Source organism: Deinococcus malanensis, from assembly GCF_014647655.1.
Taxonomy (GTDB): domain Bacteria; phylum Deinococcota; class Deinococci; order Deinococcales; family Deinococcaceae; genus Deinococcus; species Deinococcus malanensis.
In genome coordinates, this window is the sequence record NZ_BMPP01000002.1 from 20,144 (window position 1) to 45,433 (window position 25,290).

A 25,290-nucleotide genomic window follows, 5' to 3' on the forward strand; every position below is an offset into this window, starting at 1 on the left:
GCCGGGAGCTTGCCGTAGCCTGCAGGGCGTGAAGGTTCTAGACACGGAACTCCTGGTGATCGGCGGCGGCGTAGCCGGTACCTATGCCGCGCTGACGGCCCGGACCTACGGCGCAGACGTGCTGCTGGCCTGCAAGACCTCCCTGACCGCTGGCTCGACGCGCTGGGCCCAGGGCGGTATCGCGGCGCCCGCCGGGCCCGGCGACGAGGCGGCCCATGCCCAGGACACCCTGCGCGCCGGGCGTGGCCTGTGCGAACCCGAGACGGTAGCCCGCTTTGTGGCCGAGGCCCGCGCCCACGTCGAGACCCTGCGCGACCTGGGCGTGGCCTTCTCCCCTGCCCACACCCTGGAAGGCGGGCACAGCCGGCCACGTATCCGCCACACCGGCGACGCCACCGGGTACGCCATCAGCGTGGCCCTGGCCCGCGCCCTGGAAGCGGCCCGGGGGCCCGGGCTGCGCCTGCTGGAAAACACCTTCGCCCGGAACCTGCGGCTGCACGGCGAGCAGGTCGTAGGCGCCGACCTGCTCACTCATCAGGGGCTGGTGCGGGTGCGTGCGGGCGCTGTGCTGCTGGCCACCGGAGGATTCGGCCAGCTGTTCCCGGTAACCACGGCCCCCCCCGAAGGTACCGGAGACGGCCTGGCCCTGGCCTACCGCGCTGGGGCGGCGCTGCGTGACCTGGAATTCGTGCAGTTTCATCCCACCGCCGTGGTGACGGGAGGCGCCGCACATCTGGTCACCGAAGCCGCGCGCGGAGAGGGAGGCGTGCTCCGCAATGCCGGCGGCGAGCGCTTCATGGCCCGCTATGACCCGCAGCTGGAACTTGCCCCGCGCGACACGGTGGCCCGGGCCATCGCCGCCGAAATTTCACGGACCGGGCGGGTGGACCTGGATCTGCGCCATCTGGGCAAGGCTTTCGTGCATGCACGTTTTCCTACCGTCAGCCAAACACTCGCCGGCCTGGGATTAAACCTGGGCCGTGACCTGATTCCGGTACAGCCGGCCGCGCACTACACCATGGGCGGCGTGCAGACCGACACCCACGGCCGCACGAGCCTGCCCGGCCTGTACGCCGCGGGCGAGGTGGCGTCTTCCGGCCTGCACGGCGCCAACCGGCTGGCCAGCAACAGCCTCTCGGAGGGGCTGGTGTTCGGGGCGCGGGCGGCGCGCGAAGCGCTGGCGGTGGGAAGCCTGCCACTGCATGACGGCGAGGCGGTTCCGGCTCCCGGAGCAAATCCGGCCGGATTACCCGCCCTGCGCTCGCGGGTGATAGGCGCAGCCGGCCTGCTCCGCAGCGGGGGCAGGTTACATGACGCCCTGGAAGTTCCAGCGATGCCCGGCACTCCGGGCGATACCCGGGCAACGCTGGAGGCCGCAAACCTTGACCTGCTGGCCGGGCTGCTGCTGCGCGCGGCCCTGTCTCGTGAGGAGTCACGCGGAGGCCATGCCCGGCAGGATTTTCCCGGTGAAGCGCCGCAGGCTGTTCATACAGTTCAGACACTGGAAGGCCAGGCATCCACACTTACGGCAGTGCCGGTACGGCAGAGCATGCTAAGGTTCAGCGCGTGATTTCTCTCACGAAACAATCCGGGGGGCTGGCGTGCTGAGCCTGGAAGACCGGCTGCGCGCCGCCCTGGCGGAGGATATCGGGCGTGGCGACGCCACCACTCTGGCCACGATTCCCGCGTCGCAGATGGCCCGTGCCGAGATCCTGCTCAAGGAAAGCGGGGTGCTCAGTGGCCTGGAGGTTGCAGGCCGGGTGTTCTCCCTGGTGGACCCGGAACTGAGCGTCCACTGGAGTGCCGCAGACGGCGAGCAACGGGAGCGGGGACCGATAGGCACCGTGGAGGGTCCGGCGCGCAGTCTGCTGAGTGCCGAACGCCTCGCCCTGAACCTGCTGCAACGGCTGAGCGGCGTGGCCACGCAGACCCGGCGTCACGTGGACGCCCTGGGCCCGGGCCGTACGCAACTGCTCGACACCCGCAAGACCACACCGCTGTGGCGCGACCTGGAAAAGCAGGCCGTGCGGTATGGCGGCGGAGTGAACCACCGCGCCGGCCTGGACGACGGCATCCTGATCAAGGACAACCACGTGGCCGCGGCCGGCGGCGTAACCGAAGCGATCCACCGCGCGCGCGGACACGCGTACCTGCTCAAGGTCGAATGCGAGGTCGGTGATCTGAACGGTCTGCGCGAAGCCCTGCGGGCCGGGGCCGACCGGGTGCTGCTGGACAACATGAACGACGACCTGCTCGCCGAAGCGGTCACCGTGCGAAATGAACTTGCCCCCCACGTCTCCCTGGAAGCCAGCGGCAACATGACCCTGGAACGCCTGCCGATGGTGGCGGCCAGTGGCGTGGACTACGTCAGCGCCGGGGCCCTGACGCATTCCGCCCCGGCCCTGGATATCAGCCTGAATTTTCTTCCCTCGCCCACCGAGGCCCCAGCATGACCGACCAACCTGTGACTCCCGTGATTCCCCGCCCCCAGACGCCGCACCGGGACCTGCTGCAACTGGAGGTGCTGCCGGACGAGGCCCAGATACGCGCGGATATCGGGCGGCTGCGCCGGGAGCGGAATGCCGTGATCCTGGCGCACAACTACCAGCGGCCCGAGGTCCAGGGCATCGCGGACTTTGTCGGTGACTCGCTGGGCCTGTCGCGGCAGGCCGCCCGGACAGACGCTGAAGTCATCGTGTTTGCCGGCGTGCACTTCATGGCCGAAACGGCGGCGATTCTTAACCCGCAAAAAACCGTGCTGCTGCCGGACCTCCGCGCCGGCTGCTCGCTGGCCGACACGGTCACGGCGCAGGGCATCCGCGACTGGAAGGCCCTCAACCCCGGCGGGCTGGTCGTGACCTATGTGAACACCACGGCGGATGTCAAGGCCGAGTCGGACTACTGCTGCACCAGCGGCAACGCTGTGCAGATCGTGCAGAGCCTGCCCCAGGACGTACCGGTCCTGTTTGCACCGGACCGCTTTCTGGCGGCCCATGTCATCCGCGAGACAGGGCGGGAAATGGACGTCTGGGACGGCGCCTGTCATGTGCACGAAGCCATTCGCCCGGAAGACGTACAGGGTCAGCAGGCGGCCTATCCGGATGCCGAGTTGCTGATCCACCCCGAGTGCGGCTGCTCCAGCCGTATCCTGTCGGCCATTCCTGAATTGCAGCTGTATTCCACCGAGGGCATGATTCACCGGGCCCAGGCCAGCGATGCGCAGGAATTCATCGTGGTGACCGAGACCGGCATGGTGACGCGGTTGCAGAACGACGTGCCCGGCAAGACCTTTATCCCGGTCAGCCGCACGGCCTGCTGCGAGTACATGAAGATGATCACGCTGACCAACATCCTGGACAGCCTGCAGAACCTGCAGCCGCGCGTGACAGTTCCCAAAGACATCCGTGCCCGGGCGCTGGTGCCCATCGAGCGCATGCTGGCCGTCGGCTGAGGACAAGAGGCAACAGGAAAGGGCGGAAGGTCGATGCCTTCCGCCCTTTGACCTGCCGGATTACATCTGGTTGATGTTCTCGATGATGCGGTCGGCAAACGCGCTGGTTTTGACTTCCTGCGCGCCTTCCATGGAACGCGCGAAGTCGTAGGTCACAGTCCGCTGCTGAATGGTCTGGTCCAGGCCCTTGAGAATCAGGTCGGCGGCCTCGGTCCAGCCCATGTAGCGCAGCATCATCTCGCCGCTCAGGATCACCGAGCTGGGGTTGATGACGTCCTTGCCGGCGTACTTGGGTGCGGTGCCATGGGTGGCCTCGAAGATGGCGTGGCCGGTCACGTAGTTGATGTTGGCGCCAGGAGCAATGCCGATCCCGCCGACCTGCGCGGCCAGAGCGTCGCTGATGTAGTCGCCGTTGAGGTTCAGGGTAGCGATCACGTCGTAGTCGGTAGGGCGCAGCAGGATCTGCTGCAGGAAGTTGTCGGCGATCACATCCTTGATCACGATGCCGTTCGGCAGCTGCAGCCAGGGGCCGCCGTCGAGTTCCACACCGCCGAATTCACGCTTGGCGAGCTCATAGCCCCAGTCGCGGAAGCCACCTTCGGTGAACTTCATGATGTTGCCCTTGTGAACCAGCGAGACGCTCTTGCGGCCGTTGTCGATGGCGAACTGAATCGCGGCGCGCACCAGACGCTCGGTGCCTTCGCGGGAAACCGGCTTGATGCCGAAGGAGCTGGTCTCCGGGAAGCGGATCTTGGTGACCTTCATCTCGCGGGTCAGGAAGCCGAGGACCTTGTCGGCCTCGTCGGTGCCGGCGCGGTACTCGATGCCGGCGTAGATGTCCTCGGTGTTTTCACGGAAGATCACCATGTCGACGTCCTGGGGACGCTTGACCGGGCTGGGTACGCCGTCGAAGTACTGCACGGGGCGTACGCAGGCGTACAGGTCCAGTTCCTGACGAAGGGCGACGTTGATGCTGCGGATGCCGGTGCCGACCGGGGTGGTCAGTGGGCCCTTGATTCCGAACAGGTACTCGTTGAAGGCGTTGACGGTGCTCTGGGGCAGCCACTCGTTCTCGCCGTAGACCTCTAGGCTCTTCTCGCCGGCGTAGACCTCCATCCACTCGATCTTGCGCTCGTCGCCATAGGCCTTCTGCACAGCCGCGTCGAACACCCGCACCGAGGCGCGCCAGATGTCCGGGCCGGTGCCGTCGCCTTCCACGAAGGGAATGATGGGGCGGTTGGGAACGGACAGCTTGCCGTTCTGCATCGTGATCTTCTGGCCCTGCGCGGGCACCTTGATGTGCTTATCCATGACGTGCCCACTTTACCCCCAGGGGAAGTCCAGGTGGCTTTGTGTAGGTGTTACCCGAATGGTGTACACGCAGTCCAAAATTTCAGGTGTGGTCCTCACCCGCTGTATGAACAAGCCTGAACCTGTGGTCTGGAAGGTGCGGTCGCCCTGAATGGCCCCTTTATCTGCCGCACCCTGGGTAAGAGTGAAGGTAAAAATGTCCATCCGGACAATTCAGTCAGCAGGAGGTCCACGAAGTCCGATAAATCAAGCGCGGAAAACATGCTCGACGCGGCCAAAGCCAAGGTGAACGAAGCCGCCGACCGGACCCGCGAGGCCGGTCACCATATCGCGCACGCCGTGACCGGAGACACGCACCACGAGGCTGAGGCCCTTCAGGACCGCGGTAAGGCCGAATTGCACAACCGTCAAGCTGACGCCCACTTTCAAAAAGGCAAACGCGGGGCCAGAGACGGGGACGGTCACTGAGCCTCGCCCCCCTCGGGTGAACCTCCCCAGGTGGGAGGTTTTTTCATGGCACGAACCTCAAGATTGCGTAAACTTGCGCGCATGACCACAACTCCCCGGCGTGTCTCACGCCGTGCACAGCAGCGTCAGGGTGGAACCGGTGCGAAGGTCACCGTCCGGACAACCCTGATCGCCTACGCGTTCATGCTGCCGTTTCTTGCCCTGTTGCTGCTTTACCACACCTGGCCAGTGTTCTTCGGAACGTACCTGGCGTTCACGAAGTACAACATCATCAGTCCGCCCGAGTGGGTCGGTCTGGAGAATTTCCAGACGCTCTGGAAAGACGAGCAGTTCTGGTCGGGGCTGCGCAACAGCCTGAAGTACATCCTGGTGGTACCGGTGATTCAGATCCTGAGCATCCTGCTGGCGCTGCTGGTCAACCGCCCCCTGAAGGGCATCGGATTTTTCCGTACGGCCTACTACGTACCGGTGGTCACCAGCTTTGCGGTGGTCGGTCTGATCTGGACCTGGATGTACCAGCAGGGTGGTCCGGTCAACGCGGTCCTGACCACCCTGGGCCTGATGAATGAGGACCGCAGCCTGCTGAACAACCCGGCGACTGCCCTGACGGCCGTGATGTTCGTGACGCTGTGGAAGGGGGTGGGCTACTACATGGTGCTGTACCTGGCCGGTCTGCAGAGCATTGCGCCGGAACTGGAAGAAGCCGCCGTGATTGACGGCGCCACCCGCATGCAGGTGTTCTGGAACATCACCCTGCCAGGGCTGCGGCCCACCATCCTGGTGTGTAGCCTGTTGTCGACCATCAGCGCCATCAAGGTGTTCGAGGAAATCTACGTGATGACCCAGGGTGGCCCAGCCGGCAGCACCTATTCCGCGCTGTTTTTCACCTATTCGCGGGCCTTCGTGGACTTCCAGTACGGGCTGGCCGCCGCCGCCGGACTGATTATCGCCGTGATCAGCATTTTCTTCGGCCTGCTCAACTTCAAGCTCACCCGTGGAGGCAAGACCGATGCCTGAGATGACCGTTGCCCAAGTGTCCAACCCCCACGATAGCGCCGTGCTGGAGCACGCCCGGGTCGCCGCAGAGCTCAAGGCGCGCCGGAAACGCCACAACCGCATCACCAACGCCGTGGCCTACAGCATTCTGATCGTGATCGCGCTGATCATGCTCTACCCGTTCTACTGGACCCTGATCACGTCGTTTGAACCGACTGGCAACATCTACGAGGCCAAACTGCTGCCCAAGGGCTTCAGTCTGCGCAACTACGCGGAAATCTTCTCGGGCACGACCGTGCCGTTCTGGCGCCTGATCGTCAACAGTCTGGTGATCTGCACGCTGGGTGTCACACTGACGGTCACCCTGGCCGCGCTGGCCGCCTATCCGCTGTCCAAGATGCACTTCCCGGGCCGGGACCTGATTTTCTACGCGATCCTGGTGCTGATGGTCCTGCCCAACGAGTCCGGGCTGATCGTCAACTACATCACGACCATCAAACTGGGGCTGCTCCAGCAGACCAACCCGGTGGTGGACGCCATCCGCCAGTACATGGCGGTGGTGCTGCCGGGACTGGCCAGCATCGTGGGGCTGTTCCTGCTGCGTCAGGCCTACCTGAGCGTGCCGCAGGAACTGATCGAGGCTGCTCGTATCGACGGGGCGCCTGAACTGACCATCTGGAGGCGGGTGCTGCTGCCACTTGCTCTGCCGACCATCGTGGCGTTCTCGATTCTGGAATTCGTGGCGTACTGGAACAGCTTTCTCTGGGCGCGCATCATGCTGCCCGACAAGGACATGATGCCGCTGTCTGCCGGACTGCTGGAACTGTCCGGCACCTTTTCCACCAACAGCCGCGCGGTCATGGCCGGCGCGGTGATCACCATCATCCCGATCCTGATCGTGTTCATGCTGGGCCAGAAGTACTTCATGAAGGGCCTGGAAGGCGCGGTCAAGGGGTGAGTCCGGCATCCCACACGCTCCCCTACCGCACGCTGGAATGCGAATGGGACGTGATCGTGGCCGGGGGCGGCACGGCAGGGGCAGTGGCCGGCATCGCTGCGGCCCGCACCGGTGCGCGCGTCCTGGTGATCGAGGCGCAGGGCAGCCTGGGCGGCACCGGAACCAATGCCTGGGTCACGCCGCTGATGCGCAATGTCTCCGGCGGAGAGAACCTGAACCGGGGCCTGACCGAGGAGATCAAGGCCCGGATGCGTGAGCGGAGTGACGGGGCCATCGACCCGGGCGGCAACGACAACTGGTTCAATCCTGAGGGCCTGAAATTCGTGCTTGACGATCTGCTGCATGAGGCGAGCGGAGAAATTCTGTTTCATACCCAGGTGGTGGCGCCGCTGCTGCAAGCGGATCAGATCACTGCCCTGGTGGTGCACAACAAAGGCGGATTGCAGGCTCTGCGGGCCAGGGTATTTATTGACGCCACGGGGGACGCGGATGTGGCAGCCGGTGCCGGCGTCCCCTGCCACGGCGGTGACGAGCACGGCCTGCATCAGGCCATGAGCCTCCGCTTCACGCTGGCCGGCGTGGACACGGTACGGCTGTGTGACTTTCTGAACGCCAGTGGACAGCACCAGGCGTCAGCCGATTTCCTGCACTTCTGGATGGTGTGGGACCGCAGATCCAGCCTGGAACCTCTGTTCCGCCGGGCCGTAGAGCAGGGCGTGCTGCTGGAGCGTGACGGCGACTACTTCCAGGCCTTCAGCGTGCCGGGACGTCCCCGTGAACTGTCCTTCAACTGCCCGCGCATCCGACCGGACCTGCATGATGGTGCTGATCCCTGGCAGCTGAGTGCGGCTCAGGTCGACGGGAGGCAGGCCATCATGCGCCTGACGGCTTTCTGCCGCACTTTCCTTCCGGGCTGTGAAGAAGCCTTTGTCGGTGTGGTTGCGCCGATGGTCGGCGTGCGCGAGACACGGCGGATTCAGGGTGATTACACCCTGAGCGTGGCGGACATCCTGGATTGCACCAAGTTCGAGGACTCGATCTGCCGCAACCACTATCCGGTGGACATCCACAGCGTCAAGGGAGGGGCAAAACTGCTGCACGAACGTGACGGCGAAGCCCCGTACTTTGCCCCCGACGCCTGGCACGAGATTCCGTACCGCTGCATCCTGCCCCAGGGCGTACAGAACCTGCTGGTGCCGGGGCGCGCCGCGAGCAGTACCTTCGAGGCCCAGTCCAGCATCCGCGTGCAGCAGAACTGCCACAGCATGGGCGAGGCGGCCGGTATCGCGGCCGCATGGGCGGCGCGCCGGCACGACGGGCAAGTACGTGACGTGAACGTACGCGCCTTACAGGACGAACTGCGTCAGCGTGGAGGACTGGTATGACCCGAATCTTCAACCCGGCCGACCCGCACGCCACGCCCATGGTCAATGGCGCGCCATACCGTGTCGAACGCCGCGTACTGGCCGGCGCGCCGTGTGTATTGGAGTTACCGCCGGAAGAGACGCCGATACGGGCCTCCTGTCTGGTGTTTCACGGGGCCTGGGCGGCCAAGGAGGGCAAACTGGGCGTGTATTCCACTCTGGCCGCGCAGGGCATTGTCGTGGTCATTCCGGACGCGCCCCTGCACGGCGAGCGGCAGGCCGAGACGCCAGTGGGGCTGAATGCCCGCGAGTACGTGTGGGAAAGCGTGCGGCGCAGTGTTGCAGAAATGCCGGCGGTACTGGAAACTCTCGACGATCTCTTTGGAGTGCTGCCGGTCTGGGTCACCGGAAGCAGTATGGGCGGGTACGTCACGCTGAGCCTTCTCCAGACGTTGCCCCGGGTCCAGAAGGCAGCCGCGCTGATTACCTCCGGGGTGTGGCACGAACCGGAGGTGGGGGTTCCGGAGCTTCGCGCCTTTCTGGAGCAGTACCGCCCAGTTGCCAATGCGGTGGCCTGTGCGCCGGCCCCACTGCTGCTGGCCAGTGGTGAGGTCGACCCGGCCTTTCCGCTGGACCTTCACCACACGCCGACCGCCGCCGCCTTAAGGCAGGCCTATGCCGGGGCCGGAGCGCCCGAGCGCTTTCAAGAAGCCACGTTTCCCGGAGTCGGCCACTACACGAGCCAGCGCATGAGGGACCTGACCGTGCGCTTCCTGCTGGCAGAATGACGCCGTGACGGATCTGCCCGCCGACCAACCTGCTGCTTCATCTCGCATCCTGCTGCTGCCACCCGACACCCGGCCTCCCACCCTGGACCTGCCGGTGGGCCTGGGCCGCATGACCGGCGCACGGGTCAGCGTGCCGCCGGCCGAAGCCCTGCCTGACTTCTTTACCCCCGGGGATACCACTGTCCTGCGCCAGTGGACGCTGCGCCATGCCACTGCTGCAGACGCCATGGTGGTGTGCCTGGAAACGCTGTGCCTGGGCGGTATGATTCCTGCCCGGCGCGTGTCGGACGCGCTGGACGTGGCCCTGGAACGGCTCGAAACGCTCCGAGTGATCAAACGGCTGAACCCTGGGCTCCGTATCTACGCTTTTGGTGTGGTGGTCCGGGTGGCCCACGACAATGATCCGCACGAGGAAAAGCCTTATTACGGCGACTGGGGCCGCGAACTGCGGGCCTACAGCACCGCCTTTGACCGCCACGCCCGGCACGGTGAGCCGGAACGTCAGGCCCTGATACAGGCGCGCGCCGGAGTGCCGGCAGATATCCTGGAGGACTGGCTGGGAACCCGTGAACGCAACCGGGCACTGCATCTGGCGGCCATGGACCTGCTGCACCAGGGCGTCCTGGAACATCTGTGCATCACCCTGGACGACACCAGCGAATACGGTCTGGCGGCCTTTGACCGCCGCATGCTCGAAGCGCGCGCCGACGAACTGAACCTGTGGGAGCACTTCGACACCTATCCCGGAGCCGACGAGGTGCCCTGTGCACTGCTGACCCGTGCCCTGCGGCACGGCCTTCCGCCTGCGCGGGCCTGGGTGCGCTACAGCGGAACCATGGGGGCCGCCACCGGAATGATCTACGAGGACCGCCCGGCAGGCGAGCTGGTGCGTGCTCACCTGCGCGCAGCCGGGTGCGTTCCGGCCGACAGCCTCCACGAGGCAGACTTCGTGCTGGCGGTCAACACGCCGGGTCAGCGGCAGGCCAACGTACAGCCGGATCCGGCCACCGTGGACACGCCAGACCGGCACCTTCCGGCGTTTGTGGATGAGCTGATATCGGACATGCACAAAGGTCGCCCGGTAAGTCTGGCCGACGTCGCCTATCCCAACGGTGCCGAACGCCGGCTGTGGACCCTGCTGCAGCGGGCGCCCCTGTCACAACTGGCGGGGTACAGCGCCTGGAATACGGCGGGGAACACTCTGGGCTCGGCAGTGGCCTTCGGGGCACTGGCCTCCCTGGTGCAGGACCGCGCCACACAGGCAGAAATGCTCTTTACACGTATGCTCGACGACGCGCTGTATCAGGCCTGGACTCGGCCCGAGGTCCGCGCCGCACTGGAATCTCCCAGCCCCTTTGACCTCGGTGAGCAGCGGGCTGAAGCCGAGACCATCCTGCAGCGTATCGTCACTCCCCGTGCCCATTCCCTCTGGAACACTCACTTTGCCGGCACAGGCCTGAGCCTGAATCTGGGTCCGGCCCATCTGGCCTGGCCACGACTGTTCACCGGGGTCTTTCCTCTGCGCGTAGAGCAGCCTCACCAGCAACCCGCACCATCCGCAGGGGACCAGTGACAATAGGGCCATGACCTCTGGCGCTTCACAGCCTTCTTTGCTTGCTCTGGATATTGGCGGCACTTCGATCCGCGCTGCCCTGGTTCAGGACGGCCATGTGCAGGACCGGCGCGAAATTCCCACGCCCAAACCCGCCACGCCGGACGCGGTCATGGCGGCTGCCCTTGACCTTGCCCGTCCACTGGTTTCCCATGCGCAAGCGCTGGGCGTGGCCTGCGCCGGTGCCGTGGCAGGAGGACGCGTGACCGCCACTGCCACCCATACCTTTCCAGGCTGGACAGACATTCCTCTGGCCGCGACCCTGAGCGACGAGACTGGCCTTCCCTGTGCCGCTCTCAATGACGCCCGGGCTGCTGCCTGGGGAGAGTATGTGGCCGGCGCTGGCCGTGGCAGCTCCGAATTCATGTTTGTGACGGTCAGTACCGGGGTGGGGGCCGGGCTGATCCTGGGCGGGCATCTTCATCTCGCAGCCAACGGCCTGGACGCCGAGCTCGGCTTTGTCAGCGTGCCAGCGCAGTGGGGACCCGGCATCGCAGTTCCACCGCTGGGACATCTCGGCCCGCTGGAATTCGAAACCAGCGGCACAGCGCTGGGCGCGCGAGCACAGGCGCTGGGGTTTTCCAGTGCCAGGGCCCTGTGTGACGCTGCCGAAGCGGGAAACAGCCGTGCAGAGTCCGAGTACCGGCACTCCGCCGTTCTGCTGGCCTGGAAGCTCGCAGACATAGCTGCCCTGCTGGGCGTCACCCAGGTAGCACTGGGCGGCAGCGTAGGACTGCGTCCCGGCTACCTGGAACGGGTCCGTGCCTGTCTGGGCCATTTTCCGGACCGTTATCGGCCGGAGGTGGTTCACGCCCAGCAGGGCCCTGACGCCGGACTTCTCGGAGCAGCCCTGTGGGCCGGACAGAGCGCCTTTCAATCGTAAGGTAAAGATCATGCCAGCCCCTGCCCACGCCACCTCTTTGAAGCGACTTTTGATCGTCTGACAGCGTGTTTACGCCGCCGTCACGGGCGTGTTAGCCTCCCCGTACCTACAAGGAGGCAACATGACCAGCACCCTGATGGAGGGCTTCCTCCCGTTCGAACACGAGCCGTACTTCAGCTTTGGCGACGCGGCCGTGGCACAGCAGCAACGCGACGCCTACCGCCGCGTGCGTGAGCAGTACGTCGGAAAGACCTTTCCGATCATCCTGAATGGACAGCGCGTAGAAGGCGCCGAGACCTTCGAGGTACGCAACCCTGCCGATACCCGTGAGGTTGCCTGGCGCTTTCCGAAAGCCACCCCCGCACAGCTGGAACAGGCCATAGAGGGCGCAAAAGCCGCTTTCGAGGGCTGGCGCTTCAGTGAACCGTTCCAGCGAGCAAGCATCTTCAAGCGCGCGGCAGAACTGATGCGCAGGCGCCGTATGGAATTCAACGCGGTCATGGGTCTCGAAAACGGTAAGAACTGGTCTGAGGCCGACGGGGAGATCGCCGAATGCGTGGATCACTTCGAGGTCTTTGCCCGTGAAACCATGCGCTGGAGTCAGGGCAAGCCGGTCTACCCCATGCCCGACGAGCACGTGACCATGGTGTACGAGCCGATTGGTGTGGTCGCGGTGATCAGCCCCTGGAACTTCCCGGCGGCCATTCCACTCGGCATGGCGCTGGGTGCCATCGCCGCTGGCAACACGGTCGTCTGGAAGCCGGCCAGCGAAACGCCGCTAAGCAGCCTGCTGCTGGTGGAACTGCTGTTCGAAGCTGGCCTTCCGCGCGGGGTCATCCAGTTCATTACCGGTACCGATGACGTGCTGGGTGACCCGCTGGTGGACCACAAGGACATCCGCATGATCGCCTTTACCGGCAGCAAGGAAATTGGCTGCCGCATCATGGAGCGCGCCTCGAAGGTGCAGCCGGGCCAGCGCTGGCTCAAGCGCGTGATGGCCGAGATGGGCGGCAAGGACCCCACGGTGGTCTGCGCGGACGCCGACCTGGACGCCGCTGCGACCGGCATCGTTCAGGCGGCGTTCGGGTACGCCGGGCAGAAGTGCAGTGCCTGCAGCCGTGTGATTGCCGAAGACAGCGTCTATGACGAACTGCTCGAGAAGGTGGTGCGGCTGGCCAGGGACCTCCAGGTAGGCTCGCCCGAGGACAACGCGGTACTCGGCCCGGTCATTCACGAGGGCAGCGCCCAGCGCATCATGGGCTACATCGAACGCGGTCAGCACAGCGCGCGTCTGGCGCTGGGTGGCGAGCGGGCCAGCAGCGAGGGCCGTGAAGGCGGCTACGTGCAGCCGACCATCTTCGCGGACGTCGACCCCAAGGACCCTCTGTTCCAGGAGGAGATTTTCGGACCTGTACTGGCCTTTACCCGCGCCACCGACTGGAATCACGCCATCGAACTGGCCAACGACTCCGAGTACGGCCTGACGGCTGCCTTCTACAGCCGCGACCCCCGCAAGATCGACGAGGCCCGCCGCCGCATTCAGGTGGGCAACCTCTACATCAACCGCAAATGCACCGGCGCGCTGTCGGGCACGCACGCCTTTGGCGGCTACGGTATGAGTGGCACCAACGCCAAGGTTGGCGGACCGGACTATCTGTTCTGGTTCCTGCAGACCAAGACCATCGCCCAGAAGTACTGAGCCGCGACCAGAAGTTCAGGTGGCCAGGGGCGGTTCATGATCCCCCTGTGCCTGCCTCTTTTGACCCCTGACCATCTGCGGCGGAGAATGGTGCCCATGACAACAGATCCTAACGACGATCGTGCCGGGCGGGCGCATCTTGCCTTCGCCCGCCTGCTGCCCAAGCTGTTCCGGGGCGGGCAGGCCTTTGTGGGCGTGGAAGCCTCGCTGAGCGGACTCAGCGCCGGTCTGGCCGTCACACGCCCCTCCGGTCTGCCGCACAGCGTGGCCGAGCTGGTGGCCCACGTGAACTTCTGGCACCGCTGGATGCTGGACATCATCGAGTCCGGTCAGGCCACACCGTACCCCCGGCACGCCGAAGAGACCTGGCCGGAAGTGACGGAGGAGGACTGGAACCGGGTACGCCAGGAATTCTACGAACTGCTGGCACGCATCGACCCACACGCGGCCCGGCCGGACCTGGCCAGTCCGGTCAACCACGACGAGACCATCGGCGAACTGCTGGCCGACATGGCCCTGCACACCGCCCACCATTTCGGGCAGATCGTGACCGTGCGTCAGGCCCTGGGTGCGTGGCCCCCTCCTGGCGGCGGCGACACCTGGTAGGACCTCCAGTAAGGTCTCGTCCGGCAGGGCCGTGGACTGACCGGAGCCCAGGAATCAGCCGTTACAACTGCTGGTCCGCCGATTTTCCCGGGACTGCATCACGTCAGTTCGTCCAGCCCCATCCTCGCTCTCCCAGGAGTTGTGTGCATGTCCAACGTCTTCTACCGTTCCAGTAAGCCTTATCCCGTCGCCGTGCGAGGGGGGGGCGTCTATGTCTTTGACCGCGACGGCCGCCGGTATCTGGACGGCTCGTCGGGCGCCCTGGTCGCCAACATCGGACATGGACGGATGCAGGTGGCCGACGCCATGGCCCGGCAGGCGCGGGAGCTGGCCTTTGTGCACGGTTCGCAGTTTTCCAGCGATGTCCTGGAGGAGTACGCCGCGCGCCTCTGCGCTTTTCTGGAGCTGCCGGGCTATAGGTTCTGGGCGGTCTCCGGCGGTTCGGAGGCCAACGAGAGCGCCATCAAGCTGGCGCGGCAGTATCACGTCGAGCGGGGCGAGCCGGGCCGCTTCAAGGTGATGACGCGCGTGCCGAGCTACCACGGCGCGTCGCTGGGCGCCCTGGCCGCGTCCGGGATGGGCGCACGCCGGGCGCTGTATGCCCCCCTGATGAACGAAGACGCCTGGCCGAAGATGCCCAAGCCTGACCCCCGGCTGTCCGGCGAAGACGACGCCGAGCGCCTGCGCGAGGTGCTGGAAGCTTCAGGGCCAGAGACCGTAGCGGCCTTTCTGTGTGAGCCGGTCGTGGGAGCCTCGGACGCCGCGCTGGCGCCCAACCCGGGCTATCACCCACGTATCGCAGAAATCTGCCGGGAGTACGGGGTGCTGCTTATTGCCGATGAGGTCATGGCGGGCATGGGCCGGTGTGGAGTGCCCCTGGCCACCCGCCTGGGCGGACCGGTCACGCCTGACATCGTGGTCCTGGGCAAGGGACTGGCTGCCGGCTACGCCCCGCTGGCTGGGCTGGCCGCCAGCCCAGCCATATACGACACGGTGATGACCGGCAGCGGCGCTTTCAAGCACGGATTTACCTACGCGGGTCACCCGGTCAGTGTGGCCGCAGGCCTGAGCGTGCTGGAAATCGTAGAGCGCGAGAAGCTGACCGACTGTGCTGTTACCCAGGGGCACAAGCTGCTGCAGGGTCTTCAGGCGCTGGCCGGGCGGCACCCGGTGGTGCTGGAGGCGCGCGGACACGGCCTGCTGCTGGGGCTGGTCCTGGGTGACCCGGCGACCGGAGGGGCCTTCGAGACCCCGGGCCTCGCCGAACAGGTTGCGGCCTGCGCGCGAAAACTTGGCCTGCTTACCTACCCGGGCAGCGGTGCGGTCGACGGGATCAGGGGCGATCACCTGCTGCTGGGACCGCCCCTGAGCATCTCGGACTCGGAAATTGGCGAGCTGCTGGAGGTGCTGGATCAGGCGCTGGGCAGCTGTGCCTGAGGCGCGGGGCAGGTGAGGGTCAGGGCCGGGTTTTGCGCAGGCGCTTTTTCTCGGTCTGCACCATCCGCACGAAGCGGGCCAGCCGTGGAGCGCGGTTCCAGCGTTTCGGGTCAAGACCGACCCGCCAGATAAATTCGACCCCCAGCTTGCGCGTCCAGGCTGGAGCCAGATCGGCCGTGCCGGCCAGCACGTCGATTACACCGCCGCAGCCGATGGTGACTGGGGTATTGAGAACCTGGCGCCAGTACTGGTTGAACATCTCCTGCCGGCCGGCGCCCATAGCCGTCAACAGCAGGTTCGCGCCGCTGTCCCGGACCAGTTCAGCGACGCGCTGGTCTTCCTCCGGCTTGAAATAGCCGTGGTGAATGCCCGCCACCTGTATCCCGAAATCGCGGTGGGCGTTCTGCGCCGCCTGCTCGGCCACGCCGGGCTTGGCGCCCAGGAAGAACACCCGCAGTTCGGGACCGTGACGGGCCATCAGCCCCCGGACGATGTCGAAGCCCGGCGCGCGTGGCACAGGGGTCCGGCACAGTTCTCTGGCGGCATATACGATCCCGACGCCGTCGGCGGTGACCAGGTCGGCCGCCTGCATGGCCTGGGTGAATTCAGGCGAGGTGCGCGACTGCACGATGAATTCGGGATTCAGGGTAACCACCGTGTGCCCGGTGCGGGGTGTGGCGAACATCCAGCCGCTCAGCACATCGAGCGTCTCGGACAGAGAAATCACGTCCAGCGGCAGATCAAACAGCGTGATGCGCTGGCCGGAGGGGGGAGTGACGGTCATGCTGGCGGCCATTCTAACCGCTCCCCCGGGCACCCACCCGCCGCCCGTGCCAAAGGTGCCGTGCGGCGGAGCGGACGGTGCGGCATACTGCAGGACATGTTGCCCGGTGCTTTTGGTGCGTTGCCTACAGAAACCCAGGCGCACCTTCTTTCCGCGGGCCGCCTGGGACGCTGGGGACGCGCGGACCTGCTGTTTCACCCGGAGGACCCGGCGGAGACCTTCTACGTGCTGACCCGCGGCTCGGTCAGGCTCTATCGCCTGGGCACCGGTGCCCGGGAGGTCACCCTTGACGTCCACGGCCCCGGCGCCCTGCTGGGTATCTCGGCCCTTACCCCGGGGTCCACCTACGGCATGTACGCCGAGGCCATGGACGACACCGAAGCCCTTCAGCTGGGCTGCGGCAACCTGGGGCGCGTGCTGCAGGCACACCCGGCCATCGGGGTGGCGCTGACCGAGCAGATGACCCAGCAGACGCGCGGAGTCCAGGAGCGGCTTTCGGGGCTGGTGTTCCTGGAGGTCTCGCAGCGCCTGGCCTTAGCCCTGCTGGGCCTGGCCGAGCGCGAGGGCCCCTGGCCCGACGAAGGGTCGCTGGCCCTGCGGGACCGGGTCTCGCATCAGGACCTTGCTCATCTGGTGGGCAGTACCCGCGAGACCATCACCAAGCTGCTGGGCGACTTTCGCACGCGGGGCCTGCTGGATCTGGGGTACCGCCGCATCATCCTGACCGACCGGCCGGGTCTGCAGCAGGCGGTTCGCGAGCCTCTGCGTTAGCCGGTCGTACCGGCAGGACAGCGCTGGAACTTCGGAACACACTGCCTCTGACAAAATGCTTTAACGTGGAGCCTCGTGCGGACGGCCACAGCGGCGGTCCGGGCGGGTCCAGTGGCCCGCAGTCGGGGCAGGGAAAGGCGGGCAAGCATGGCGCGGAATGTGGCAGCAGAATATCAGCAGGGCGGCGCAGCGGAGTTTCTCCGGCTGCCGCATGGCGCCCTGGAACAGGCCAGGGCTGAAACCCGGCCCGACGTCGACCGGGGGGCGCTGGCTCAGGCCCTGCGGGCCTACCACCACGACCTGGGTACGCTTGATGGGAACGTAGAGGTGCTGCTGGCCCGACTGGCCCATCCGGCGTCGCGGGTGGTTGTAACCGGGCAGCAGGCCGGTCTGCTGACCGGCCCGGCCTACAGCGTCCACAAGGGCGCGGACGCGGCCCTGCTGGCCCGAACCCTGTCACAGGAAGACGCTCCGGTGGTTGCGGTGTACTGGGTGGCCAGCCAGGATCACGACGCGGCGGAAGTGGCCTCCACCACCCTGCTGGACCGCGACGAACGGTTGCATCGCCTGACACTGGATCTGCCGCAAGGATTGCCGGTCGGCCGTATTCCCTGGCACACAGAGTGGACCGCCCAGATCCACGCGCTCCTCGACCACTCCGATGCTCCCGCCGAACACGTTGCCGCGCTGCGCTCCCGGCTGGAGCGGGCCCTGGCCGCAGGTGGCAGCTACGCCGACGTGTTTGCACGCCTGATCCACGGCCTGCTGGGGCCAGCAGGCCTGCTGGTTCTGGACCCGCTTCATCCTGCCCTGGCGGCGTTGATGGCCCCTACCCTGGCGCGTGAACTAGAACAGCCGCTGGAGTCTTCGGCACGCATCGAAGCGGCGGCGCACGCCCTGGAAGAGGCCGGCTTTGTACCGCAGCTCCGAAGGCCGGCTGGCGCGACCAACCTGTTTCTTGAAGAGGACGATGGTCAGCGGCGACTGCTGCGCTTTGACGGACGGCAGTTCAGCACGGAGACCCGCTCCTATACCCGGAGAGAACTCCACGTCTGTCTGCAGACTGACCCCTCGAAACTGACCCCCGCCGCCGGCCTGCGACCGGTCGTTCAGGACGTCCTGCTGCCGACCCTGGCATTTGTGGTAGGCCCGGGCGAAATTGCCTACGGCGCCCAGCTGCGCGACGTCTATCCTCTCCACGCGGTGCAGCAGCCTCTGCTGTGGCCCCGCCTGAGCGTCACCTGGCTGGAGCCCAATGTGGCACGGCTGCTGCGCCGGCTGAATGCCACGGCCGCGCAAGTGCAGGCCGACCCGGACGGTGTCCTGGGCCGGGCACTGGCCACGGAGCGTCAGGCCAGCGCCCTCAGCGCCGCACGCCTGGAAGGCCTGCATACCGAGCTCGACGCCCTGACCCGAGAAATCGCGGCGCTCGATCCGACACTGGTCGGCGCCGCCGCACGCACCCGGACACGGACCTTGACCCGCATCGCACACCTGCAGACCCTGGGCCTCAGGGCGCTGGCACGCGCGGAGAACGAACGTTCAGGGCAGCTCTCGCGCCTGAAAACCCATCTTCTGCCCGGTGGGGTGCCCCAGGAACGGGAGATGAACTTCCTGAGCTTTCTGCTCAAGCATGGAGACGCGCCGCTGGACCTGCTGCTCCAGCAGACTCCCGGGGCCCGCCTCGAACTGCCTATTCCCTGAGCAGAAAGGCGGCCTGCCTGGACCGCCGCCTTCATTGACAGCGATCTCTGCTCCATTGACGGTTGAAGTCAACAGGAGTGCAGTTCAACCGTAGTTTCTCCATTCCCCGTGCTACAGCACTCTGCCGTGACTCCCGCTCTCAGGCTTTGGGAATATCCACGTCGAACAGGGCGCGCACAAATTCCTGGCTGTCAAATGGCTGCAGGTCGCCCGCCTGTTCTCCCACGCCGATGAACTTGATGGGCACACCCAGCTCACGCACGATCGGAATCAGGATGCCGCCCTTGGCCGTGCCGTCAAGTTTGGTCACGATCACGCCTGTCAGAGGCGTCGCCTCATGGAACTTTTTGGCCTGCTGCAGGCCGTTCTGGCCAGTGACGGCGTCCAGCACGAGCCACACCTCGGCCGGCTCGCCGGGGTCGGCTTTCTCGATGACCCGGCGCACCTTCTTGAGCTCCTCCATGAGGTTGTGTTTGTTGTGCAGGCGGCCAGCCGTATCCACGAACAGCAGGTCGGTGCCACGCGCCGCGCGCGCAGAGGCCCCGTCGAAGGCCACCGCCGCAGGGTCGCCCCCGTCGATGCCCTGGACCACCGGAATGCCCAGGCGGTCGCCCCAGACACCCAGTTGTGCGCCCGCCGCAGCACGAAAGGTATCGCCGGCAGCGAACATCACGCTTTTGCCGCGGGTCATGTAGTACTGCCCCAGCTTGGCAATGGTGGTGGTCTTGCCGACGCCGTTCACGCCGATGACCATCACTACATGGCCCTTGGGGTCCACGCGGCTGCGGCTGACATCAGGTGCGAAACCCAGCTTGCGGAATTCCGCGCGGCGCGCGTCCGGTTCCAGCTGCAACACCAGCGCGTCCATCAGGGCCTGCTGCAGGTTCTTGCCCTCGCTGGAGCGCACATCCTCCAGAATTTCCTCGGTGGCGGCGCGGCCCACATCCGCAGCAATCAGCGCGTATTCCAGGTCCTCGATGGTTTCAAGGCGGTTCGTGAAGACGTCACGCACGTCATTGCCGAGAAACCCGGCAGTGTCATTGATCTGCTTGCGGGTTTTGCTCAGCCCGTCCCGCAGGCGCTCTAGCCAACTCATGAGCCGAGCATAGCGCCGCACGGGCGCCCGGACGTCTCAGCCCGCCGAGTCTGACCGGGTGCGCACTTCACGGAGCAGCAGCAGCTTGATCTGCGACAGCCGTGAGCGGCTGAAGGCTCCCTTGCCCAGTACACGCTCGCCGCTGGTCAGGACAGGCACATTATGGTCGTAACGATCCTTGAGCGACGGGTCCGAATCCACGTCCACCACCTGGAATGCGAAGTCCAGTGCTTCCAGGTGGGACCGGGCCTGTTCGCACAGATGACAACCGGCGCGCGAGTACAGTGTCAGCACAGGCAGCGAGGGGCGCTGCTCTGAGCTGGCCTGTTCCGGTTCAGGCTGTTCCGGCCGGGTCACGCCCGGCTCGCCGCCGGCACCGCGCGGCGCAGCAGGCTCAGGGCCTGTACCGGGGCGTACAGGTCGGTGGCGCGGATCAGGTCACCGGTGGTCGAAATGGTTCTCAGGACCTGCCCTCCCTGGCGCACAGCGAACAACTGGCCGTCAGGTCCTACCTGCAGCAGCCAGGGAACGTCTGTGGCCTCGCCAACCAGGTTCTCCAGCGGCAGGGTCAGCCCGGGCGTACCGTCGGCCTCGATCTTGCGCACCTTGTGCGCCACGCTGTCGACGATGTACACCACACCCTGCCCATCCACACACAGCCCGGCCAGCTGACGAAGCTGCTCGCTGGTCCGGTCCACCCGGAAGGCATAGCGGTTGATGTACTCGCCCTGGGAGGTGAAGCGCTGCACCTCGTTCTGGGCGGTGTCGAGTACATATACCTGACCGTCCGGCGCCGCAGCAATCGTCCGGGGCTTCTCAAAGCGGCCTACCCCCTGTCCCCGGCCGCCGAAGCGGCGCACGAAGCGGCCCTGGCCGTCGTACACCACAACGTGACAGGCTTCAGCGTCCAGGACGAACACCAGCCCGGCGGCGCAGGCAATGGAGACCGGATGCAGCAGTTCAGCTTCGCCAAGGCCGTAGGCTCCGAAACTCAGCAGTTCCTCGCCCTCACTGGAAAACTTGCGGACCAGCGCTCCGGTCTTGCCCTGCCGGTAGTCCAGCAGGGTGGCGTACAGATTGCCCTGATCATCGCCCGCCAGCGCGTTGGGCACTCCCGGCAGTGCCACTGAACCGCCCTGCTGATCCGCCAGGCTCAGGCGCAACTTGGCATTCAGGTCCAGCAGTCTCAGCGTGCCGCGTTTTTCCTGCACGCTGACGGCCAGGGCCACCGGGTCCGTAAACACGTCATCACTCATGACTCCGGCGTCGAGGCGGGCAATCACGTCGTCCAGCGTGGGGCGCTGGGCAGGGTCCTTCTCGATCATGTGCAGAATCAGGTCATTGAGCCGTCCCGGAACCTCCAGGCGCACCTGCTTGGGCGGCTTGGGCGACTCGAAGACCTGCTGGTGCACCACGGCCTCGTAGCTGCCCTTGAAAGCGGTCTGTCCGGTTACCATCTCGTAGGCCAGCAGGCCCAGCGAATACACGTCACTGCGGGCGTCCACCCGGTTGCCCTTGGCCTGCTCGGGCGCCATGTAGATGGGCGTACCTACCCGGGCGCCGGTCATGGTCAGGCGGGTAAGGATCTTGCCCACCGCGATGCCGAAGTCCATCAGCTTGACTCCGCCCTCGCGCAGGCGGCCGTCGGTGAAGGCGTGCTTGAGGACCATCACGTTGCCGGGCTTGATATCGCGGTGCACGACGTTCTGCATGTGGATGTGGCGCAGCGCGTCGGCCAGGGCCCGGATCATCTGGGTGCTTTCCGCGAAGGTCAGGGTGCGGTGCTCCAGCAGGGCTTCGAGGCTCTCCCCATCCAGGTACTCCATGGCAATGTAGTGCTCCGGGTCCTGCATGCGGTAGTCATACACCCGCACGATATTGGGGTGGTTGAAGCGCTTGAGCACCTCCGCTTCCCGGTAAAAGCGCTTGACGAACTTCGCGTCGGCCAGGTATTTCTCCTGCGGTACCTTCAGCGCCACGATGCGGCCGTCCTGACGGCGCCGGGCGCGGTACACGTTGCCCATGCCCCCGATCCCGATGCGGTCAAGCACCTCGTATTCCTGAAACCTCAGTTCAACTCCGGTCGTGGCCTTGGATGGCCGCCGGGTAGGCGTGACCGTGCGCTGGCGGTTGGCTGTGACCGGCTTGAAGGCCCCGGCCAGCGGCGTGCGGTCCAGGCTGGGCATAATCAGGCGTCCCAGTGGAATGAGTGCAGTTGCCAGCAGAAAAGCGGTGACACCCAGAAGTCCCTGGACACGGGTCAGACCCGCCGGAATTCCCGCAGATCCCCCCTGGCCCGTGGCGGCCGCCAGGATCAGGGCAACAGCAGCCGTCACCGCCAGGACTGCGATCACTGCGGCCAGCACCCGTTCCGGCACACGTACCGCCAGCAACAGGCCGACCAGAAACAGCGAGCCCAGCAGGGCAAAAGTCATGCAGCCCCCGGAGTCACAGCGAGCCACTTCGTGAAGACGATCATTTCATCTGTTATACAGGGCCGCTCTTGCCTGCGGCTTACAGCACCCTACGCCAAACCCCATCAAGGCCCTCCGCCACAGGGCATACTGAAAGGCGTGAACGTCCGCTCTCCCCTGGTGTGCCGGGCGCCCGTATGGCGGGCCTGCGGCGTGACGGAGCCCGCATGACCTACTGGACCGAACTGGTCGAACTGTACGAGTACAAGGTGACCGACCTGCTTGAAGGCAGGGCGCCGCGCGGTGGCCGGCGCTCGCTGGGTGCCCTGCGGGATGATCTGCTGTCTGCACCACTGAATCCGGTGCAGTTGCGGCGCCTGATGGAGGCCGACCGCCGCTACCGCGCGCTGCTCAGAGGCCAGCGGACAGCACCCCTGGCAACGCAGCAGGCTTCGCCCCGCGAGCGTCCGGCCGACCGTCCTGGATGGGCCACCAACGGCACGGCCGTCAGCGAGGCGGCGCGCGCCTCGAACGATCTGCAGCGCCTGACCTGGCATGCTGGGGTGCGCCGCGACCTGCTGGAACAGGGGCGGGTGTGGCAGCAGGAGCCCAACCTGGTAACCCTGCGGGTGGTCTATGCCGCCCTGGAAAACGCCGAGCGCGCCGGAGGCACCGGGCGCGACTGGCAGGCAGTTCCTGAGGTCAACGATACCCTCAGCTCCCTACATGACACCGAGGTCATCCGCCGGCTGGTGTACGCGCTGGCGGATCTGATGCTGGCCCCCGAGGGCCGCACCCGGGTGCGCAACGAGCTGCTCAAGATTCATGAGGAGCCGTTTCCGCGGCATGCCGATGAGGACGTCCTGGCGGCGCGCCTTGAAGCGGTAGGCCGCGAACCGCTGTCAGAGCCGGCCCGGGAGGCCCTGCGGCAGGCATTGCGCGCCCAGTACCCGCCTCCACGCGATCCCCGCGAGCGACCGGCCATCAGGGATGCCGCACAGCGTCTGCTGAACCTGCTCCAGGAACTGGTGGCGCGCGCTCCGGCACTGGTGCCGGGCCGGCTCTCGCCGCATGTGCTGCTGTACGCCCAGGAACCGACCCTCGCCCAGGAGCGCCCGGACGACGCCTCCGATGAGCTGTTCATCTACATGCCGGGAGGTTCCACAGCGCAGTGGCGTGGGCTTTCGCTGCGCTGGCAGCGGGTGGCCTCAACCTGGCAGCTGCAGGCCGACGGGCAGCTGGCCCAGCTGCGCCCCGACGCTCCGGACACCGAACGCTCCGTTCTGCTGACCACCTCCCGGGGCGATCTGAGGGCCTTTATCAGCGGCCCGTATCTGCTGCTGCGCGCCGAGGGCTCGACCCGTGAGGCGCTGAGCGCACAGGCTGCCCTGGCGCGCGCTGTGGCCTTCCTGATGCGCCCGGGCGGCGGATTCGCAGCCCTGCGTCTGGCACGGGCCGCCACACTGTCGATGCGTACCCAGCCACTTGACCTGGAGTCCCTGGGGCCACTGAGCGCCGCAAAGTACGCGCAGGCCACAGCCACGGCCCTGCTGGAGTTTGCACGCCGCGGCGCCGAGACCCTGGTGTCACGCGTCGCCGAGCTGACTCCCGAGGAGGTTGCGCGCCACCTGCAGGGGGCAGCTGGGGCCCTCTCGCTGGACGTGACCCTGGCCGCCGGGCTGCATGAGGTCCTGCACCGAGCCGCCTTTCCCGACGAGGTGCTGCCTGAGCCGGTGCACGCTGCGTTGCTTGAAGTTTCCGGTGACGGCACCTTCCGGAGCGTGCGTCTGGGGGATGACCCGCTGACGCTACAGGTGGCCGACCGGCTCGTCACGCTGCGGCTGGACTACAAAGGTGACCGCCTTGCCGTGTTGCCTGGACAGCCGCCTGTGGTAGTTGGAGACCTGCTGGTCATGGCCGTACCAGGCATGCGTTTGATGCTGGTGCGCCAGCTCGACTGGCTGGCCGTGGCTGCGGAAGTCGACCCTCCAGGCACAGAGACCGACCTGGCCACGCTGATCGCCGACGAGTTCTGAGGCCCCGCTTCTTTACCCCAGCTTTAGAAACGGTGTTCCGGCTGAGAGGCCAAATGATCTAGCATATGCATATGACCCAGCCTGCAGCGTCCGGGACCACGCGGGTGGCGGTGGTGATTCCGGCTTTCAATGAGGAAGACACGGTGGCTGAGGTGGTCCGGGTCGGCCTGACGGTCACTTCGGAGGTCGTCGTGGTTTCGGATGGCAGCAGTGACCGCACCGCTCAGGTGGCGCGGGAAGCGGGCGCGGACGTGGTGGAACTCAGCGAGAATGCCGGCAAAGGTGCGGCCCTGCTGGCAGCCCTGCACACCACGCAGGTCGAACTGGTCGTGATGCTCGATGCGGATCTGATGGGGCTGACCCACGAGCATCTGGAGCAGTTGCTGGAGCCGGTCCGCTCCGGTCAACTGGACATGAGCATCGGCGTCTTCGATGGGGGCGGCTTCGTCACCGACTGGGGCAACAAGCTCACTCCACACCTGAGTGGACAGCGGGCCTGTCGGCGCGACTGGCTTCTGACCGTGCCGGACCTCGGGCAGGAACGGTGGCCGGAACCCGCCATCACCGCTCACCTCAAGGCCACGGGGGCACGCTGGGACTACGTGGTGCTCGAGCAGGTGGCGCAGGTAGTCAAAGAGAAGAAACGGGGGTTCTGGAAGGGCGCCCAGGCCCGCACCAGAATGTACGCCGACCTGCTGACGTATCACGCCCGGCGAAAACGCTCATGACCGGGAATTTTTGCAGCTCTGACATGGCATAAACCAGGAACAGCCGGTTTCTATTTCAGGGCAACGCGCCGTGGCGCACTATCCCGCGCCCGGAACGCGGCCTTAGTGTCCTGGGGCCGTTCTCATTGGCCAGTTGGAAGGGTGTGCGGCGGCCTCTTGAAAAGGACCTCTTCCCCAGCGACTC

At 66.1% G+C, this 25,290-nt stretch carries 22 protein-coding genes; 17 read left to right on the top strand and 5 right to left on the bottom strand.

Annotated elements, in window-relative coordinates; all coding sequences use genetic code 11:
• Positions 1–28: 28 nt before the first annotated feature.
• From IEY49_RS02525 to nadA, 3 genes are read left to right on the top strand one after another with little or no spacing between them, the layout of a single operon-like run.
• Positions 29–1,570 (top strand): L-aspartate oxidase, encoded by a 1,542-nt coding sequence (locus IEY49_RS02525; protein WP_373291834.1) that lies wholly within the window; start codon positions 29–31, stop codon positions 1,568–1,570.
• A 31-nt stretch (positions 1,571–1,601) separates the two neighbouring features.
• The gene (nadC, locus tag IEY49_RS02530; RefSeq protein ID WP_189004277.1) at positions 1,602–2,453 is read left to right on the top strand and encodes a carboxylating nicotinate-nucleotide diphosphorylase; all 852 of its coding nucleotides are present in this window, start codon (positions 1,602–1,604) and stop codon (positions 2,451–2,453) included.
• The gene (gene nadA / locus IEY49_RS02535; protein WP_189004279.1) at positions 2,450–3,451 is read left to right on the top strand and encodes a quinolinate synthase NadA; all 1,002 of its coding nucleotides are present in this window, start codon (positions 2,450–2,452) and stop codon (positions 3,449–3,451) included. The genes nadC and nadA overlap by 4 nt, the downstream gene beginning before the upstream one ends.
• A 60-nt stretch (positions 3,452–3,511) precedes the next feature.
• On the opposite strand, the gene icd is transcribed toward nadA, so the two are convergent.
• Entirely contained in the window at positions 3,512–4,762 is a 1,251-nt protein-coding gene (icd, locus tag IEY49_RS02540) for an NADP-dependent isocitrate dehydrogenase (RefSeq protein ID WP_189004281.1), read from the bottom strand.
• 261 nt (positions 4,763–5,023) lie between these two features.
• Here icd and IEY49_RS02545 point away from each other — a divergent pair, with 261 nt between their 5' ends.
• The 10 genes from IEY49_RS02545 (at position 5,024) to IEY49_RS02590 (ending at position 15,573) form a co-directional block, all read left to right on the top strand.
• Positions 5,024–5,230 carry a hypothetical protein gene (locus tag IEY49_RS02545; protein ID WP_229780592.1) on the top strand — a complete coding sequence of 69 codons (207 nt, stop codon included), beginning with the start codon at positions 5,024–5,026 and terminating at the stop codon, positions 5,228–5,230.
• Positions 5,231–5,311: 81 nt separating this feature from the next.
• Positions 5,312–6,247 (top strand): carbohydrate ABC transporter permease, encoded by a 936-nt coding sequence (locus IEY49_RS02550; RefSeq protein WP_189004282.1) that lies wholly within the window; start codon positions 5,312–5,314, stop codon positions 6,245–6,247.
• On the top strand, positions 6,240–7,184 hold the full coding sequence (locus IEY49_RS02555) for a carbohydrate ABC transporter permease (protein ID WP_189004284.1): 945 nt from the start codon (positions 6,240–6,242) through the stop codon (positions 7,182–7,184). Before IEY49_RS02550 ends, IEY49_RS02555 begins: the two co-directional genes overlap by 8 nt.
• Positions 7,181–8,569, top strand: a complete 1,389-nt coding sequence (locus IEY49_RS02560) for an FAD-dependent oxidoreductase (RefSeq protein ID WP_189004286.1) — start codon at positions 7,181–7,183, stop codon at positions 8,567–8,569. The genes IEY49_RS02555 and IEY49_RS02560 overlap by 4 nt, the downstream gene beginning before the upstream one ends.
• The gene (locus IEY49_RS02565) at positions 8,566–9,336 is read left to right on the top strand and encodes an alpha/beta hydrolase family protein (RefSeq protein ID WP_189004288.1); all 771 of its coding nucleotides are present in this window, start codon (positions 8,566–8,568) and stop codon (positions 9,334–9,336) included. The genes IEY49_RS02560 and IEY49_RS02565 overlap by 4 nt, the downstream gene beginning before the upstream one ends.
• Positions 9,337–9,340: 4 nt before the next feature.
• Positions 9,341–10,909 carry a DUF4127 family protein gene (locus IEY49_RS02570; RefSeq protein WP_189004290.1) on the top strand — a complete coding sequence of 523 codons (1,569 nt, stop codon included), beginning with the start codon at positions 9,341–9,343 and terminating at the stop codon, positions 10,907–10,909.
• A 10-nt stretch (positions 10,910–10,919) separates the two neighbouring features.
• Entirely contained in the window at positions 10,920–11,831 is a 912-nt protein-coding gene (locus tag IEY49_RS02575; RefSeq protein WP_189004292.1) for an ROK family protein, read from the top strand.
• A 121-nt stretch (positions 11,832–11,952) separates the two neighbouring features.
• Positions 11,953–13,530 (top strand): L-glutamate gamma-semialdehyde dehydrogenase, encoded by a 1,578-nt coding sequence (locus tag IEY49_RS02580; RefSeq protein ID WP_189004294.1) that lies wholly within the window; start codon positions 11,953–11,955, stop codon positions 13,528–13,530.
• Positions 13,531–13,626: 96 nt separating this feature from the next.
• On the top strand, positions 13,627–14,136 hold the full coding sequence (locus IEY49_RS02585; RefSeq protein WP_189004296.1) for a DinB family protein: 510 nt from the start codon (positions 13,627–13,629) through the stop codon (positions 14,134–14,136).
• A 147-nt stretch (positions 14,137–14,283) separates the two neighbouring features.
• Positions 14,284–15,573: an aminotransferase family protein gene (locus IEY49_RS02590; RefSeq protein WP_189004298.1), complete on the top strand. Its 1,290-nt coding sequence runs from the start codon at positions 14,284–14,286 to the stop codon at positions 15,571–15,573.
• A gap of 19 nt (positions 15,574–15,592) precedes the next feature.
• On the opposite strand, the gene IEY49_RS02595 is transcribed toward IEY49_RS02590, so the two are convergent.
• Positions 15,593–16,357 (bottom strand): WecB/TagA/CpsF family glycosyltransferase, encoded by a 765-nt coding sequence (locus tag IEY49_RS02595; RefSeq protein ID WP_189004300.1) that lies wholly within the window; start codon positions 16,355–16,357, stop codon positions 15,593–15,595.
• Between the two features lie 96 nt (positions 16,358–16,453).
• On the opposite strand from IEY49_RS02595, the gene IEY49_RS02600 reads away from it, so the two are divergent.
• Together IEY49_RS02600 and bshC are read left to right on the top strand one after the other, a co-directional pair.
• Positions 16,454–17,128, top strand: coding sequence for a Crp/Fnr family transcriptional regulator (locus IEY49_RS02600; RefSeq protein ID WP_189004302.1), 675 nt, complete (start codon positions 16,454–16,456; stop codon positions 17,126–17,128).
• 147 nt (positions 17,129–17,275) lie between these two features.
• On the top strand, positions 17,276–18,832 hold the full coding sequence (gene bshC, locus IEY49_RS02605; protein WP_189004304.1) for a bacillithiol biosynthesis cysteine-adding enzyme BshC: 1,557 nt from the start codon (positions 17,276–17,278) through the stop codon (positions 18,830–18,832).
• Between the two features lie 139 nt (positions 18,833–18,971).
• Here bshC and ftsY read toward each other — a convergent pair whose 3' ends face one another.
• From ftsY to IEY49_RS02620, 3 genes are read right to left on the bottom strand one after another with little or no spacing between them, the layout of a single operon-like run.
• Positions 18,972–19,928: a signal recognition particle-docking protein FtsY gene (gene ftsY / locus IEY49_RS02610; protein WP_189004306.1), complete on the bottom strand. Its 957-nt coding sequence runs from the start codon at positions 19,926–19,928 to the stop codon at positions 18,972–18,974.
• 36 nt (positions 19,929–19,964) lie between these two features.
• Positions 19,965–20,285, bottom strand: coding sequence for a glutaredoxin family protein (locus IEY49_RS02615; RefSeq protein ID WP_229780593.1), 321 nt, complete (start codon positions 20,283–20,285; stop codon positions 19,965–19,967).
• A complete protein-coding gene (locus IEY49_RS02620) occupies positions 20,282–22,363 on the bottom strand; it encodes a protein kinase domain-containing protein (protein WP_189004308.1) in 2,082 nt (693 codons plus the stop codon). Before IEY49_RS02620 ends, IEY49_RS02615 begins: the two co-directional genes overlap by 4 nt.
• A gap of 206 nt (positions 22,364–22,569) precedes the next feature.
• On the opposite strand from IEY49_RS02620, the gene IEY49_RS02625 reads away from it, so the two are divergent.
• On the top strand, positions 22,570–24,378 hold the full coding sequence (locus tag IEY49_RS02625) for a hypothetical protein (RefSeq protein ID WP_189004309.1): 1,809 nt from the start codon (positions 22,570–22,572) through the stop codon (positions 24,376–24,378).
• A gap of 71 nt (positions 24,379–24,449) precedes the next feature.
• The gene (locus tag IEY49_RS02630; protein ID WP_189004311.1) at positions 24,450–25,106 is read left to right on the top strand and encodes a glycosyltransferase; all 657 of its coding nucleotides are present in this window, start codon (positions 24,450–24,452) and stop codon (positions 25,104–25,106) included.
• The last annotated feature ends 184 nt before the right edge of the window (positions 25,107–25,290 follow it).